At 62.1% G+C, this 14,529-nt stretch carries 15 protein-coding genes; 5 read left to right on the forward strand and 10 right to left on the reverse strand.

From position 1 onward, the window contains the following. Positions 1–33: 33 nt before the first annotated feature. Genes FFR93_RS15295 through moaB form a run of 3 tightly spaced genes read left to right on the forward strand, consistent with a single transcriptional unit; the run spans position 34 to position 3,311 of the window. Positions 34–1,863 (forward strand): tetratricopeptide repeat protein, encoded by a 1,830-nt coding sequence (locus tag FFR93_RS15295; protein ID WP_064706288.1) that lies wholly within the window; start codon positions 34–36, stop codon positions 1,861–1,863. A 12-nt stretch (positions 1,864–1,875) separates the two neighbouring features. Beyond that, positions 1,876–2,760, forward strand: coding sequence for a 4-(cytidine 5'-diphospho)-2-C-methyl-D-erythritol kinase (locus FFR93_RS15300; RefSeq protein ID WP_138393824.1), 885 nt, complete (start codon positions 1,876–1,878; stop codon positions 2,758–2,760). Continuing rightward, complete coding sequence (gene moaB, locus FFR93_RS15305) at positions 2,760–3,311, forward strand: molybdenum cofactor biosynthesis protein B (protein WP_064706286.1); 552 nt, start codon at positions 2,760–2,762, stop codon at positions 3,309–3,311. The genes FFR93_RS15300 and moaB overlap by 1 nt, the downstream gene beginning before the upstream one ends. A gap of 46 nt (positions 3,312–3,357) precedes the next feature. Here the strand turns inward: moaB and FFR93_RS15310 are convergent, their stop codons facing one another. After that, positions 3,358–3,684 carry a hypothetical protein gene (locus FFR93_RS15310; protein ID WP_138393825.1) on the reverse strand — a complete coding sequence of 109 codons (327 nt, stop codon included), beginning with the start codon at positions 3,682–3,684 and terminating at the stop codon, positions 3,358–3,360. Between the two features lie 311 nt (positions 3,685–3,995). Further along, on the reverse strand, positions 3,996–4,514 hold the full coding sequence (locus FFR93_RS15315) for a glycosyl transferase (protein ID WP_138393826.1): 519 nt from the start codon (positions 4,512–4,514) through the stop codon (positions 3,996–3,998). 139 nt (positions 4,515–4,653) lie between these two features. Here FFR93_RS15315 and FFR93_RS15320 point away from each other — a divergent pair, with 139 nt between their 5' ends. Both FFR93_RS15320 and FFR93_RS15325 read left to right on the forward strand, forming a co-directional pair. Then, on the forward strand, positions 4,654–5,811 hold the full coding sequence (locus FFR93_RS15320; protein ID WP_064706283.1) for a PA0069 family radical SAM protein: 1,158 nt from the start codon (positions 4,654–4,656) through the stop codon (positions 5,809–5,811). Between the two features lie 266 nt (positions 5,812–6,077). Beyond that, positions 6,078–6,767 carry a ribonuclease HII gene (locus tag FFR93_RS15325; protein ID WP_064706282.1) on the forward strand — a complete coding sequence of 230 codons (690 nt, stop codon included), beginning with the start codon at positions 6,078–6,080 and terminating at the stop codon, positions 6,765–6,767. Between the two features lie 318 nt (positions 6,768–7,085). Here the strand turns inward: FFR93_RS15325 and FFR93_RS15330 are convergent, their stop codons facing one another. The 8 genes from FFR93_RS15330 to FFR93_RS15365 all read right to left on the reverse strand — a co-directional run bounded on the left by FFR93_RS15330 (position 7,086) and on the right by FFR93_RS15365 (position 14,365). Continuing rightward, positions 7,086–7,577 (reverse strand): F0F1 ATP synthase subunit B, encoded by a 492-nt coding sequence (locus FFR93_RS15330; RefSeq protein WP_064706281.1) that lies wholly within the window; start codon positions 7,575–7,577, stop codon positions 7,086–7,088. A gap of 3 nt (positions 7,578–7,580) precedes the next feature. Beyond that, positions 7,581–8,204: a F0F1 ATP synthase subunit B gene (locus FFR93_RS15335; RefSeq protein WP_064710888.1), complete on the reverse strand. Its 624-nt coding sequence runs from the start codon at positions 8,202–8,204 to the stop codon at positions 7,581–7,583. 77 nt (positions 8,205–8,281) lie between these two features. Next, positions 8,282–8,509 carry a F0F1 ATP synthase subunit C gene (locus tag FFR93_RS15340; RefSeq protein ID WP_010026583.1) on the reverse strand — a complete coding sequence of 76 codons (228 nt, stop codon included), beginning with the start codon at positions 8,507–8,509 and terminating at the stop codon, positions 8,282–8,284. Between the two features lie 67 nt (positions 8,510–8,576). Then, complete coding sequence (locus tag FFR93_RS15345) at positions 8,577–9,329, reverse strand: F0F1 ATP synthase subunit A (protein ID WP_064706279.1); 753 nt, start codon at positions 9,327–9,329, stop codon at positions 8,577–8,579. 63 nt (positions 9,330–9,392) lie between these two features. Further along, the gene (locus FFR93_RS15350) at positions 9,393–9,731 is read right to left on the reverse strand and encodes an AtpZ/AtpI family protein (protein ID WP_064706278.1); all 339 of its coding nucleotides are present in this window, start codon (positions 9,729–9,731) and stop codon (positions 9,393–9,395) included. A gap of 273 nt (positions 9,732–10,004) precedes the next feature. Further along, positions 10,005–11,216, reverse strand: a complete 1,212-nt coding sequence (locus tag FFR93_RS15355) for a cell wall hydrolase (RefSeq protein WP_138393827.1) — start codon at positions 11,214–11,216, stop codon at positions 10,005–10,007. A gap of 257 nt (positions 11,217–11,473) precedes the next feature. Next, positions 11,474–13,372 carry a potassium transporter Kup gene (locus FFR93_RS15360; protein WP_138393828.1) on the reverse strand — a complete coding sequence of 633 codons (1,899 nt, stop codon included), beginning with the start codon at positions 13,370–13,372 and terminating at the stop codon, positions 11,474–11,476. Positions 13,373–13,390: 18 nt separating this feature from the next. Further along, entirely contained in the window at positions 13,391–14,365 is a 975-nt protein-coding gene (locus tag FFR93_RS15365; RefSeq protein WP_138393829.1) for a magnesium transporter CorA family protein, read from the reverse strand. Positions 14,366–14,529 lie beyond the last annotated feature (164 nt).

Genomic DNA, 14,529 nt, shown 5'->3' on the forward strand with positions numbered 1-14,529 from the left:
GACGGCCGGACGCTCTCGAAGAAAGGTTTTCTAATGCGGCAGAGATTTGCCATCCGTCTTCTTACGAGCGCAGCGCTGGCGGCTGTCCTTTCGCTCGGCGGTGTTGCCGGAGCGAACGCCGAGGATGCGGCCAAGGCAGGCGATGCCGGCAAGATTGAGAGTTTCGATACCGATAGTGTCACCACTTTCTCCGGCGCCTTCCTCGCCGCGCGCACGGCCGATGTCGATCACGATTACGAAACCGCAATCGCACTCTACAAGAAGGCGCTGCAGATCGAGCCCGGCAATCCCGAGATCCGCCAGCGGCTGATGATCTCGCTGCTGCTCAACGGCGACATCAAGGAAGGCGTCAAATATGCCAACGATCTGAAGAGCGATCCCACCGTCGAGCGCATCACCACGATCGTCCGCGCCATGGATGCGGTCCGCCGCGGCGACTACAAGGCCGCCGAATCGATCCTGAAATATAAGGGGCCCAACGATCTCGACCGGATGATGAACGACCTGCTGCTCGCCTGGGCCCGCGTCGGCGCCGGCCGCGGCAAGGAAGCGCTCGCCATGGTCCAGAAGATGAAGGGGCCGGACTGGTTCCGCATCTTCCAGAATTACAATGCCGGCGCGATCGCCGTCGTCACGGGCGACGTGAAGTCGGCCCGCCAGCACCTCAACGATGCCGTGCTCGATAAGGAAGGTGGCGCTACGGCGCCCGACACCTTCATGCGTGCGGTGATGGCGCTCGCCCGCCTCGAGGCGACGCAGGGCAACAAGCAGAAGGCGCTCGACGCCGTATCCGTCGGCGACAACCTGCTTCCGAACTACGCGCCGCTGAATGCGCTGCGCGACAGCATCGAAAAGGGCGAGAAGCAGGAACAGCAGGTCAAGACCGCCGAAGAAGGGGCCGCCGGCGTGCTCTTCTCCGTTGGCGGCGCGCTGAACCGCGACGGTGCCGAGGATATCGTCTCGCTCTACCTGCAGACGGCCAATGCGCTCGACCCGAACAGCGCCGATACGCTGGTCCTGCTCGGCGGCATAGCCGAAAAGCAGAACCAGATGGACCGCGCCATCTCCCTCTATAAGAAGGTGCCGGAAAATTCGCCGATGCGGCGCATTTCCGAGCTTCAGCTCGGCCTCGCCCTTGCTCAGGGCGGCAAGGTCGACGAGGCGCGCAAGCACCTGCAGGCGCTGATCGCCTCCGACCCGAAGGACATTCGCAGCTACCTCGCCTATGGCAGCGTGCTCTCCGACGCCAAGGACTACGAGGCAATGGCCGCCAATTACGACAAGGCAGTCGAAGTGATCGGCCCGATCGCCGGCCGCGCCAACTGGAGCGTCTTCTTCCAGCGCGGCATTGCCTATGAGCGGCTGAAGAAGTGGGACCAGGCCGAACCGAACTTTCGCAAGGCCCTGGAGCTCAACCCCGATCAGCCGCAGGTGCTGAACTATCTCGGTTATTCCTGGATCGATATGAACCGGAATCTCGATGAAGGTCTCGCCATGATCAAGAAGGCCGTCGAGTTGCGCCCGGACGACGGCTACATCATCGATTCGCTCGGCTGGGCCTATTTCCGGCTGAAGCGCTTCGACGATGCCGTCGACGAACTGGAACGGGCGGCACAGATCAAGGCCGGCGACGCGACGATCAACGACCATCTGGGCGATGCCTACTGGCGCGTCGGGCGCAAGCTCGAAGCCGTCTACCAGTGGAATCGGGCGCTCGCCTCCGAGCCCGAAGCGGCCGAAATTCCGAAGATCAAGGAGAAGGTCGCGAACGGCCTGCCCGCCGACGACGATGCCAAGGCGGCCGACAAGAAGCAGCCGGATCCGGTGCCCGTGACCCCGCCGCCGGCCGATAAGAAATCCTGACGGACTCGACCGATGCGTGAGCAGGGGATGGCCGACGCTTTCGGCGTCACCGAAGAGGCGCGCGCGAAGATCAACCTCGCCCTGCATGTGACGGGCCAACGGGCGGACGGCTATCATCTGCTTGATATGCTGGTGACCTTCGCCGATTGCGGCGACCGGCTGGGCTTCCTGCCCGCTCCGGCCGACGCCTTCACCCTGTCGGGCCGCTTCGGAGAGACGCTTGCCGGTGACGGCGGCACCAATCTGGTGATCAGAGCCCGCGATCTGCTGCGCGAGGTCGTGGGCGCCCTCGCCTTTCCCGTTCACATCCACCTCCAAAAGAACCTGCCTGTTGCCTCCGGCATCGGCGGCGGCTCGGCCGACGCGGCTGCGACCCTGCGGGGGCTGATGCGCCTCTGGGGCACTGGATTGCCGGTGGAGACGCTGGCGGCGCTGGCGCTGAAACTTGGCGCCGACGTGCCCATGTGTCTCGAGAGCCGGCCGCTGATTGCCCGCGGCATCGGCGAAGAGATCGAAGCCGTTCCCGATCTGCCGGCCCTTGCCATGGTGCTTGCCAACCCACTGAAAGGCGTGTCGACGCCGGAGGTTTTCCGCCGGCTCAAGGCAAAGAACAATCCTCCGCTGAACCTCGCGCAGAGCGCCGGCTGGCTCGCGGCAATCAAGGCGGCCCGCAACGACCTGGAGCCGCCGGCGCGCGAAGTCGTGCCCGAAATCGCGGTGATCTCGGCGATGCTGCAGACTGAGGGCGCGCTCCTTGCCCGTATGTCGGGCTCCGGCGCCACCTGCTTCGGGATCTTTGCCGACATGGCCACCGCACGAGATGCGGCGGCGGCTCTTCACGAGGCGCGGCCAGACTGGTATTTCCAGGCGACGCAAACAGTTTCGGGAGGCATCTGATGGCAGGTTTGGACGAAAAACGGCCCTTTATCGCCATCGGCATTGCGGTTCTCACCGTCTCCGATACGCGCACGCCCGAGACGGACAAGTCGGGCGATACGCTGGCGGCGCGGATCACCGAGGCGGGCCACAAGCTGGTCGAGCGGGCGATCGTGCCCGACGACCGGGAGAAGATCGCCGCAAGGGTCAAGGCCTGGACCGAGCGGGACGAGATCGACGTTGTCATCACCTCAGGCGGAACCGGCTTCACCGGGCGCGATGTGACGCCCGAGGCCCTGGAGCCGCTGTTCGAAAAGCGCATGGACGGCTTTTCCGCCGTCTTCCACCGCATCTCCTATGAGAAGATCGGCACGGCGACGATCCAGTCGCGCGCTACGGCAGGTGTTGCCAACTCGACCTTCATCTTTGCGCTGCCGGGCTCGCCCGGCGCCTGCCGGGATGCCTGGGACGGCATTCTGAAAGCGCAACTCGATTATCGCAGCGTGCCGTGCAATTTCGTCGAGATCATGCCGCGCCTAGACGAGCACCTGAAACGCGGCGCGAAGAAATAGACTGCTGCTGCCGCGAGAAATGCAGTCCAAATGTCGATCGGAATTTTCAGCGCCGATGCGTTGTGGCGATACCCGGCAGGGCCGGCATCGAATCCCAGCTGTCACCCGACAGCAGAATGCAACTTATGCCTTGAACATCCGTGACGACGAGCGTCCAGGTTCCGCTTTTTGCGGCATAGACCTCGAGAACGGCGTTCTGGTTGACAAGCCCGACCGCCGTCAGCTTCTCAGCGAAATTCTTGTCCAGGAATTTGACGACGTCGGATCGGCCTGCGCAACTGAGCATCGCCTGCGATGCTGCCGAATGCGGATGCGCGATCACCAGTGTCGGCAATATGACGGCCAACAGGCCACAGATCATACCCCGTCGCATGACGCACCTCCTTTTCGCCGGGAACCCGGCAGAAGAGGAGATTTTCGCCGACCTGTTCTGCCGTTCACCGGCATTCCATGGCGTCCGTTTGCGAAGCGAGGCGCTTCGACGGCGCCATAAGCGAATTATAGCGCCAAATCCGATGGGGCGCCATCTTTACGCGGCAAGGGCATATGCCGCGACCTCTCCGTCCCTCTCCGACCTTTCGCAGGGGACGTCCCTCGCCCGGTTGTACGGGGAGAGGGCTAGGGTGAGAGGCGGCCATTGGCGTAGAGGAAGCAGACGAAGACCTGGTCGCGGAAGTCGAGTTGTTACCGCGCAGCGCGCGCGACCCAGGAGGGAATGAGTTCGCTGGAGAGTTTGCGCGGCTTCTGGCCCTTGACGAAGTCGGCAAGAGGCATCCCGCTTCTGGCGGTCGCGAGCGCCTGGCTCTTCGGCATCAACAGCCCTAGTTCCAGCGGCGGCCGGGCGCGAGCGACGCGCTGGAAGAACGGGCGTCGGTAGCCGCGGGACGCGGAAAAGCGCGCCGGCGTCTTGTTCAGCGCGATATATTCGGCGATTTCATCGATCCAGCCAGCCTGCGGCCTTGCCCCCGGCTCGACGAAGAGCACCCATTCGCCACGGGCCGAGCGGACGATGTCTTTGATATCCCATTGTGAATGGAAACGGCAGCCGGCGGCGTCGGCGACCCGCGACGTGCCGTCGCGTGAGCCGTGGTCGAGCACGATCACATCGCTGACGAGCCCTTCCACCGCGCCTGCCACCAATATCGATAAAGTCTGCGCCAGTTCGGATTCCTGATCCTGGCATTCGAGAACAACCGTCAACATCGATTATTCATAAAGCGACGCACAATTTTTTGCCAGCACCCTTTTCCTCATTTTGTTCTTGCATTGTTCTCTATTTGCCGATAGGAATTTAATCATCAAAACGGGCGGAGGCAAAGGCTTTCCGCCGCGGGAGAATCCGATGAGAGAGCAGTCCCTGGCAGGGCAGGCCGCATTCGCGCCTGCCAATACAGCAGATATTGCCGATGCAATGATCGTATCCTCTGGCCTCAGGATCGAAGGCGATCGGCGACGCGGGCGTGGGGCAGGACTGAATCCGACGGGCCGTTTCGAAGCGCTGCAGCGGGAGACGTTCGACGATGGCTGGCAGACGCTGGAAGAGCTGCCGCCGTTCAAGACCGAGGTGCAGGTCGAAAAACCGCGCACGGCGATCACCCGCAACGAATCGCCGGACATTTCCTTCGACCGCTCGATCAATCCATATCGCGGCTGCGAGCACGGCTGCATCTATTGCTTCGCCCGGCCGACGCACGCCTATATGGGGCTCTCGGCAGGGCTTGATTTCGAGACGAAGCTCTTCGCCAAGCCCGACGCGGCGAAACTGCTGGAGCGGGAGCTCGCCAAGCCTGGCTATAAGGTGCGGGTGATCGCGATCGGCACGAATACCGATCCCTATCAGCCGATCGAGAAGGAGTGGCGCATCATGCGCGGCATCCTCGAGGTGCTGAACAAGGCGAACCATCCGGTTTCGATCGTCACCAAATCGGCGATGATCCTGCGCGATCTCGACATTCTGCAGGAGATGGCCAGTAAGAATCTGGTGCGCGTCGGCATCTCGGTCACAACGCTCGACCGCAAGCTTGCCCGGGCGATGGAGCCGCGCGCCGCCACGCCACCGCGAAGGCTGGAGACGATTCACGCGCTTTCGGAGGCAGGCATCCAGACTGCCGTCATGGCCGCGCCGCTGATCCCGGCGCTGAACGATCACGAGCTGGAGCGCATCCTCGAATCGGCGAAGGCTGCCGGCGCTGCCGAGGCGAGCTATGTCATTCTGCGGCTGCCGCTCGAGGTCAGCCCGCTCTTTCGCGACTGGCTGCTGCAGCATTATCCCGATCGCTACCGGCATGTGATGTCGCTGGTGCGCTCGATGCGCGGCGGCAAGGATTACGACGCCGAATTCGGCAAGCGCATGAAGGGCGCCGGCCCCTATGCCTGGCAGATCGCACGGCGTTTCGAAATGGCGGCACGACGCTTCGAGCTGACGCGACGCAGCGTGCCTCTGCGCGACGATCTGTTCGTGCCACCTGATGGCAGCGGCGTGCAGCTGTCGCTGCTCTAGCCTTCAGTTTTCAACCGAGTGCCGGGGGCCGGCAGTTCCCGGAATCATGACTGACGTTTTGTGCAATTCCGGACGGAATCCGCTCCAAGCTTTTCGGAATTGCTTTCAGCTTGCGTATCGGCTGCTCGACAAACCGCCCTGTTTTCGAGCCTCGATCGCAATTCCCGCGGATGGCACTGACCGCCACCATCCGCCGGACGGTCCCCGGCTGCCGCCCTGATCCGGGGACTTGCGGGAAATCGGGTTGGCGTGCGAGGTTCAGCCGCATGAAACGTCGCACGCCACCCGATTCTCCCCTGCTTTTCGACACGGTCCCTCTCGTGCCGGATTTCAAGCTCGAGCTCAAAGCTCGCAAGGCCGGCCACTGGCCGGTGGCCGGCGCCGACGAGGCAGGCCGCGGGCCACTGGCCGGACCCGTTGTAGCCGCCGCCGTCATTCTTGATCCGAAGCGCATTCCCGAGGGGCTTAACGATTCCAAGCAGCTCTCGGCGCAGCGGCGCGAGGAACTGTTCGCCCAGATCCTGGCAACCGCGACCGTCTCGATCGCCTCCTCCAGCTCGACCCGCATAGACGAGACGGACATTCGCAAGGCAAGCCTGGACGCGATGCGTCGCGCCATATGCAGCCTCGCCGTTCCCGCCAGTTACGTGTTGACCGATGGGCTCGATGTGCCGCCAGGCCTCGATTGCCCAGGACAGGCCGTGGTCAAGGGCGATGCCCGCTCGGTCTCGATCGCCGCCGCCTCGATCGTCGCCAAGGTCACGCGCGACCGAATGATGGCAAGAGCGCATCATGTATTTCCCGATTACGGTTTTGCCGCACATGCCGGTTACGGTACGGCGCAGCACCGCGCCGGCATAGAGAGGCACGGCCCCTGCTCGCTGCACCGGATGAGTTTCCGGCCATTGCGGAAGGATGGTGACGAGCCTGAGATGGACGAACTGCTATCGGAATAGGTGCTCAAAACGAAACGCCTAGGTCTCTGAACCGCCAAGCTGCCGCTCATCCGGCCGTCATTGCGTTCGACACCTCTCTCTATCGGATCGGAGAGCGCTCGGCTGTCAGACGAGAGCGAGCGTAAAACGGAGCGGGCGACAGGGAACGGAAAGCCCAGGGCATGTCCCTTCGCCCCCAAAGCGGGGAGAAGGTGGCGGAAGCCGGATGAGGGGCACGCGCGCCGAGCTACGCTCGCTGCACCAGACGGAGAAAATAAACAAGGTATCAACAAAAAGGCCGGGACATGCCCGGCCTTTCCGACATTCATTCGATACCGCTCAGTTGAGCCGAGTCTTAACCTGGCCGACGGCATTGCCGAAGAGCTCGGACTGGACCTTGCCGTCCGCCTTCTTGGCGAGCACCGTTTCTGCGGCCGCGATCGCCAGATCGACGGCGGCGGAACGCACCGCCTTCATCGCATCGGCCTCGGCCTGCTTGATCTTCTGCTCGGAGAGCGCCGTGCGGTTGGCGACGAATTCTTCCGTCTTCTTCTTCGCCTCGGCAGTCAGCATCTCGGCTTCGCGCTCAGCGGCGGCAACGATATGGGCCGCCTCGGCTTCCGCTTCCTTGCGCTTGCGCTGGTATTCGGCCAGCAGGTGCTGCGCTTCCTCGCGCAGGCGCTTGGCTTCGGCCAGCTCGTTGCGGATCTGGTCAGCGCGGTCATCCAAAGACCGTGCCATCATTCCCGGAACCTTCAGATAGACGACCAGCGCCAGGAACAGGATGAGGCCGACAAAGGCAAAGAAAGTCGCGTCAAGGTGAAACTCCATCGATCAAGCCTCCTTCTTGGCGGCCGCGACGGCGGCGGCGACATCTGCCTGAGCAGCGGTGCTGCCGATCAGTTGTTCGACGACGGCAGCGGCCGTTTCCTCGGCAATGGTGCCGACATCGGCAAAAGCCTTCGCCTTGATGTCGGCGATGCGGGCTTCGGCAGCCTTGATCTTTTCCGAAAGGCTCGTCTCAACAGCGCGACGATCTTCTTCGGCCTTGGCCTTGGCGGCGTCACGGGCGGCGGAGCCGATCGCGTGGGATTTGGCGCGGGCGGCGGCCAATTCGCCTTCATAGGTCTCGACGGCAGCGTCAGCTTCCGCCTTCAGGCGGCCGGCCTCTTCCAGGTCCTGGGAGATGCGCGTGTGGCGCTGATCGAGGATGGCCCCGATGCGCGGCGCGATGACCTTTTGCATAAGGAGGTAGAAGACGCCGAACGTAATAACCAGCCAGAGCAGCTGGGATGCGTAGGTCGTCGAATCGAAAGGCGGGAACGGGCCACGGGCGTGTTCGCCTTCGGCTACGCCGGTCTCGGTATGGACCTCGCCTGCGGCCGGAGCGGCATGCGCATCCGTGCCGGTCGCTGCCGCCGGTGCTTCCTCAGCGTAAGCCGGGGTCACAAAAAACATGCTCACCTCCAGGTGTACTGCAAATGCAAAGGATCACGGCTTGCGGGCGCAGGCCGTGATCCATCTATCCGCCGATATCAGACGGCGAAGAGGAGGAGGAGAGCGACGAGCAGCGAGAAGATGCCCAGAGCTTCCGTAACGGCGAAGCCGAATACCAGACGGCCGAACTGGCTGTCAGCGGCAGACGGATTGCGCAGAGCGCCGGAGAGGTAGTTGCCGAAGATATTGCCGAGGCCGAGAGCCGTACCGGCCATACCAAAGCAAGCCAGACCTGCACCGATGAACTTTGCTGCTTCCGCTTCCATGTTGAACTCCTTTGAAATGGTTGTTGCGGCGAATGACTGACGCCCTTTGACGTCGATGTCGTTATCCTTAGTGCCCGCCCGGATGGATCGCGTCATTGAGGTACATGCAAGTCAGCACCGCAAAGACGTAAGCCTGGAGGAAGGCGACGAGGAACTCGAGACCGGTCAGGGCGACGGTCATGATGAGAGGAAGAATGGCTCCGCCCACACCGACGGCACCGAGGGCTCCAAGCGAGGCGACGAAGCCTGCGAACACCTTCAGCGTGATGTGACCAGCCAGCATGTTCGCGAAAAGACGAACAGAGAGCGAAATCGGACGGGACAGGAAGGAAATGATTTCGATCGCGACGACCAGCGGCAGCAGAACGCCCGGCACGCCTGAGGGCACGAAGACATTCAGGAAGTGGAAGCCGTGCTTATAGAAGCCATAGACGAGAACCGTGCCGATGACGAGCAGGGCAAGGGCGAACGTGACGATGATCTGGCTCGTCACCGTGAAGAAATACGGGAACATGCCAAGCAGGTTCGCCGTCAGGACGAACATGAAGAGCGAGAAGACCAGCGGGAAGAACTTCATTCCCTGCTTGCCCGCGCCTTCCTTCAGCATGCCGGCGATGAATTCATATGACATTTCCGCGACCGACTGCGAACGACCCGGCACGATGGCGCGGTTCGAGGTCGAGAAATAGAGGAAGCCGGCGGCAACGGCGGCCGAAGCGGCCATGAAGAGCGAGGCATTGGTGAACGAGAAATCAATCCCGCCGATTTCGATCGGCACAATCTTCTGGATCAGGAACTGATGAGTCGGATCGTTAGACACCGCAGGTTCTCTCTCTTTAGCCCGCAGGACGCGGGGTCATTGCACTGGACCGGGAACCGGTCCTTATTTGTTGCCGTCCTTGCGGTCCAGGGGCTGAGACACCTTTCCCGCAGAACGCAGCACGTTTAGAACGCCGGCACAAAATCCGAGAAGCAGAAGAACAATCAAACCCCAAGGCGCCGTACCGACAAAACGGTCGAGGACGTAGCCAAGGACGGCACCGACGACGATTGCGGAAATGAACTCGCTCGAAAGCTTCATCGCCTGGGCATAGCCTTTGCGGCTTTCCTCGGCGCGGGCTTCGCTCGCCTCTTCCACTTTCGCCTCGACGCGCTTGGTGGCGAGTTCCGCTCCAAGCTGCGCACGGCGCTTCTCAAGACTTTCCTCGCGGTCATCCGCCATGGATCCCTCCTCGCCTGCCCGTCGCCCGCACTCCCGCTACCCCGGTTATTCGGACTCCGGACGCGAAGGTTGAGAACCCTCCGGCCCGTTCTGAAGTCGCGCGCAACATAGTTTTAGGGATTGGTATAGTCAAGGCGTAGACAGCATCTGTCCAGCCATAAAATAAGCACGCCGAATCAATGAGATAAGTTGATTTTCCGCCGAGCGCGCAAATTCGACCGAAAGAATCCGCTTTTGGGGGCGGAAAATCAGCCCGGCCCCGGCCGCCTTAGCTCAGCTCCAACCGCCGCCATAGGTGCGGTAGAAGACGTGGAGACCGATGCGCCCGACCTTTTCCATGGTCTTTGCCCATTTCGGCCGGACGTAGACGGCATGGTAGTGCGTCGCCGACCCCACCTGTGGCAGCCAGATCTTGCCTGATGTCACCGCCATGGCCACGTCGCGGGCCACCCGCCAGTGATATTCCGAATTCACCCGGTCCTTGATGCTGTCGCAGGCGAAGGAAAACTGGCAGCGGTTGCGCCAATCCTCGTTCTGGTAGACGACGCCGCAGATGCTCTTGGGATAGGCAGGGTTGCGAACACGGTTGAGGATGACCTGAGCGACGGCCGCCTGGCCTTTCACCGATTCCCCGCGCGCCTCGAAATAGATGCCGGAGGCAAGGCATTGCTGCTCGCGTGCTGAAAAGACACTCGGCGGCAGCACGCTTGCGGCCCAGGCGTGATCGCCCGGACCGATCTTGGGGACGAAGCGGCCGCTGTCCTGTTCCGTCAGGATCGAATCGAAGGGCGACTGGCGGGCATAGTCGGGTGCTGCGGGCGCATAGGCGGTGGCAAGCACGTCGGCCTTGTTGCTGGTGGCGAGGCCTGCGAGCATCGCCGGCAAACCGGCTTCCGGCGTTACCGGCTGCTTCTTATAAAAGGAGGTGGCGATCTCGATTTCCTTGCCCTGGATCTTCGGTTTGACGAAAGCCGACCTGTCCTTGAGATCGAAATTCGGAGTGAAGAGCATCCTGGTGCGCTGGAGAATGGAGCCGGCGGAAAAATCCTTCGGCGGCTGCATCTTCTCGACGGCGACGATGCGGCCTCTCTTCATGCCGCGGTTGACGCGGTCCTCGTCCGGCGTGTCCTCGTGGCCCTTGTCCTTGGCTGTGAAGGCAACCTTACGGCCATCGGGCAGCACCATGCCGGCGCCTGAAGCGATCGAGCCGGTCACCGCCGGATCGGCGAAGGCGAGTTCGGCCTGATGGACGGAGCCAGCCGGTGAATTGGTCAGCACCATGCGCCAGCTCTCCCCTTGACGGTCGAGACCGGCGAGCATGGTGGCGAGATCGGCGTGGGATGCAACGCTCGGGAAGATCAACCAGCCGGCCAGCCCGAAGATGGCGGGCGACACCCAGTTCTCGGGCAGAAGACGCAGCTTGCTACGGAAATGGCTCTTTCGACGCAACACGAACTCCGGGCATGGAACGCGGGAACATGCCATCGAAAATCTCTCATTAACCTTGACGTCCGGTTAACGAGCTGTGCCGGAATGTGGCTATGCGGATGTTCTAAAGTGACTGGTTTGACGTGGACGCAACCCCACTCTCCGTCATCCTCGGCCTTGAGCCGAGGATCCATGCCGCTGTTGTTGGTGGGTGCCGTGTGGATGCTCGGCTCAGGGCCGAGCATGACGGAGGACGAGGTGGCGGAAGGAGCCAGGGAGCGCGGACACCACGTCGGCAATGTCGCCCGCACCCGTCAAATAATAACGTGAGACCCCAACTCCACGACGCGGTTGGCCGGCAGGCGGAAATAGTCCGAGGGGTTGGTGGCAGCGTTGGCAAGCGCGATATAGAGCCGGTCCTGCCAGTAGGGCATGCCCGACTTGGCATCCGGCACCAGCTTGCGGCGGCCGAGGTAGAAGGAGGTCGACATGATGTCGAACTTCAGTCCGGTCTTGCGCAGCGTCGCGAGAGCCTGCGAGACGTTCTGCGATTCCATGAAGCCGAAGAGCAGTTCGACGCGGGAGAAGCGTTCGGAGATCTGCTCGACCTTATAGCGGTCGTGGCTGGGCACCCGCGGCTTGTTGACCGTGCGGATCGTCAGGATGACGTTGCGGTCGTGAAGCACGTGGTTGTGCTTGAGATTGTGCAGCAGGGCGGCGGGGGCCGATTCCGGATCGCTGGTCAGGAAGATCGCCGTGCCCGGAACCTGCGCGGGCGAATGCTCGCTCTTGCGCTCGATCGAACTGACGAAGGAGGCGAGCGGAATGTCGGTGTGTCGGGTCTTCTCCATCAGAATCGCGCTGCCGCGGCGCCAGGTCCACATGACCACGGTAAAGCCGGTGGCGATCAGGATCGGGATATAACCGCCATCGTGGATCTTCAGCAGGTTGGCGCCGAGAAAGATCATTTCGAGCAGGACGAGCGGCGCCAGCGCCATCACGGCGACCGGCAGCGACCAGTTCCAGCGGGCGCGGACGAATTCGAAGGCCATGATCGAGGTCACGACCATGGCGCCGGTAACCGAGATTCCGTAGGCGGTCGCCAGCGCGTCGGAGGTTTTGAAACCGAGCACCAGGAAAATGACGCCGATGAACAGCAACGCGTTCACCGAGGGAACGAAGATCTGGCCGGTATTGGTTTCCGAGGTGAAAAGGATTTCCATGCGCGGCAGGAAGCCGAGGTTGATGCCCTGGCGCACCATTGAGAAGGCGCCGGTTATGACGGCCTGGCTGGCAATGATCGTTGCGGCGGTCGCCAGGATGACGACCGGCAGCAGCGCCCATTTGGGATACATCAGATAGAAGGGGTCGGACATCGTCATCGGATTGCCGAGAACGAGCGCACCCTGCCCGAGATAATTCAGCGTCAGCGCCGGAAAGACCAGCAGGAACCAGGCCCACTGGATCGGGCGGCGGCCGAAATGGCCGAGGTCGGCATAGAGCGCCTCGGCTCCCGTCACCGTCAGGAAGACGGCGCCGAGCACGACGATGCCGTAAAAGCCCTCATGCAGCAGGAAGCTGACGGCGTAATAGGGATTGAAGGCGGCGAGGATGCCGAAATCGTCGGAAATATGGGAAATGCCGGCGACGGCCATGACGATGAACCAGAGGGCGGTGATCGGACCGAAGAACCTCGCAACGGCGCCCGTGCCGCGCGACTGCACGACGAAGAGCAGCGCCAGGATCACCACCGAGATCGGCACGATATAGTCCGCAAGCCTGGGTGTAACGAGTTTCAGGCCCTCGACGGCCGACAGCACCGAAAGCGCCGGCGTGATCATCGCATCGCCGAGGAACAGGGCAGCGCCCATCAGTCCGAGCAGCATCAGCAGTGCCGTGTGGCCGTTCGCAGTCTTCATCAGAAGGGCGAGCAGCGACAGCGTGCCGCCCTCCCCATCGTTGTCGGCGCGCAGCAGGAAGAGAACGTATTTGATGGTGACGATAATGGTCAGCGCCCAGATCATCAGCGAAATCAGACTGATGATCTCGAAACGGGTGACGCCGTCATGAGCAACGGGCTTCAGCGCCTCGCGAAAAGCGTAGAGCGGGCTCGTGCCGATATCGCCATAGACGACACCTACGGAACCGAGCGCGAGATAGAACAGCTTGCGCGGCGTCATGTGGCGCTCGTGCGGATGGCTCTCTTCGGACATGAAATTTCAACAGGCTCCTCAGAGCCAGCCTTTCCAGCGAAAAAAGAAAAAGGGGATGACGGCCGATATCACCATCAAGGCCAGCGAATAGGGGTAACCGGCGGCCCAGGCCAGTTCGGGCATGACTTGAAAATTCATGCCATAAATGGAGGCGACCAATGTCGGCGGCAGGAAAACGACCGACGCGATCGAGAAGATCTTGATGATCGAGTTCTGTTCGATGTTGATGAGGCCGAGTGAGGCGTCGAGCAGGAAGGTGATGTTGGCGGCAACAAAGGAAGCATGCTCCGACAGCGACTGAATATCGCGCGAAACGCTGCGGCAGAGCTCCCTGGCCTCGTGGTCCTGCTGGATCGCCGGGATAGTGTGAAAGAACGTTAGAAGCCGGGAAAGCGAACCGAGACTGTCACGCAGCTTGCTGATCATGCGGTGATGACCGGCTATATCGCGCAATTTTTGCTCGAGGTAATTCGAAGGCCTGCGCACCTTTTTCGCCCGGCCGAACACATGCGTCGACAAGATGTCGATTCGCGAGACTGAGGTCTCGAGGATCTCGGCCGTCCGGTCGACAATCGTCTCCAGCAGCTTGGCGAGAAGGGCCGCGCCGCTGCGCCAGTTTTCCGGAAGCCGGTGAAGGGCGGCGATGAACAGCGCAAAAGATTTGGGATGGGCGTAACGGATGGTGATCAGCCGCTTTCCGGCCAGGATGAAGGCGACATCTGTCAGCGTCGGCGCGTCGGTATCGGCTTTCCAGACGAGGGAAGCGGCCATGAAGACGGCACCGTTTTCAGTATAAAGCCGCGCCGAAGGTTCGATGTCCTTGAGATCGTCACGGGTCGGAACCTCGATGCCGAGAACCTTCTCGACATAAAGCTCCTCCTCTCGGCTCGGCTCGACCATGTCGATCCAGACGACATCCTCGGGAAAGGAGGCGGCCGGCGAGAGATCGCGGATCTCGACCGATTTGCAATTGGAACAGTACGCGGTGATCACCGGCAGCGTCTCCGATGCTCACGACACTTCGTGGTCATCATCTTCATCGCAAGCGTTTCCATGCGGCCGCCATCGCGGCAATGCGAGGGTGGCTCGCTCCAGGTCCAAACGGAAGCGGATCAAGAAAGTTCATACAACTCCAGCTGCATCCGACCTCGAAGGCC

The sequence above is a fragment of the Rhizobium sp. MHM7A genome, assembly GCF_005862215.1.
Lineage (GTDB): Bacteria > Pseudomonadota > Alphaproteobacteria > Rhizobiales > Rhizobiaceae > Rhizobium > Rhizobium bangladeshense.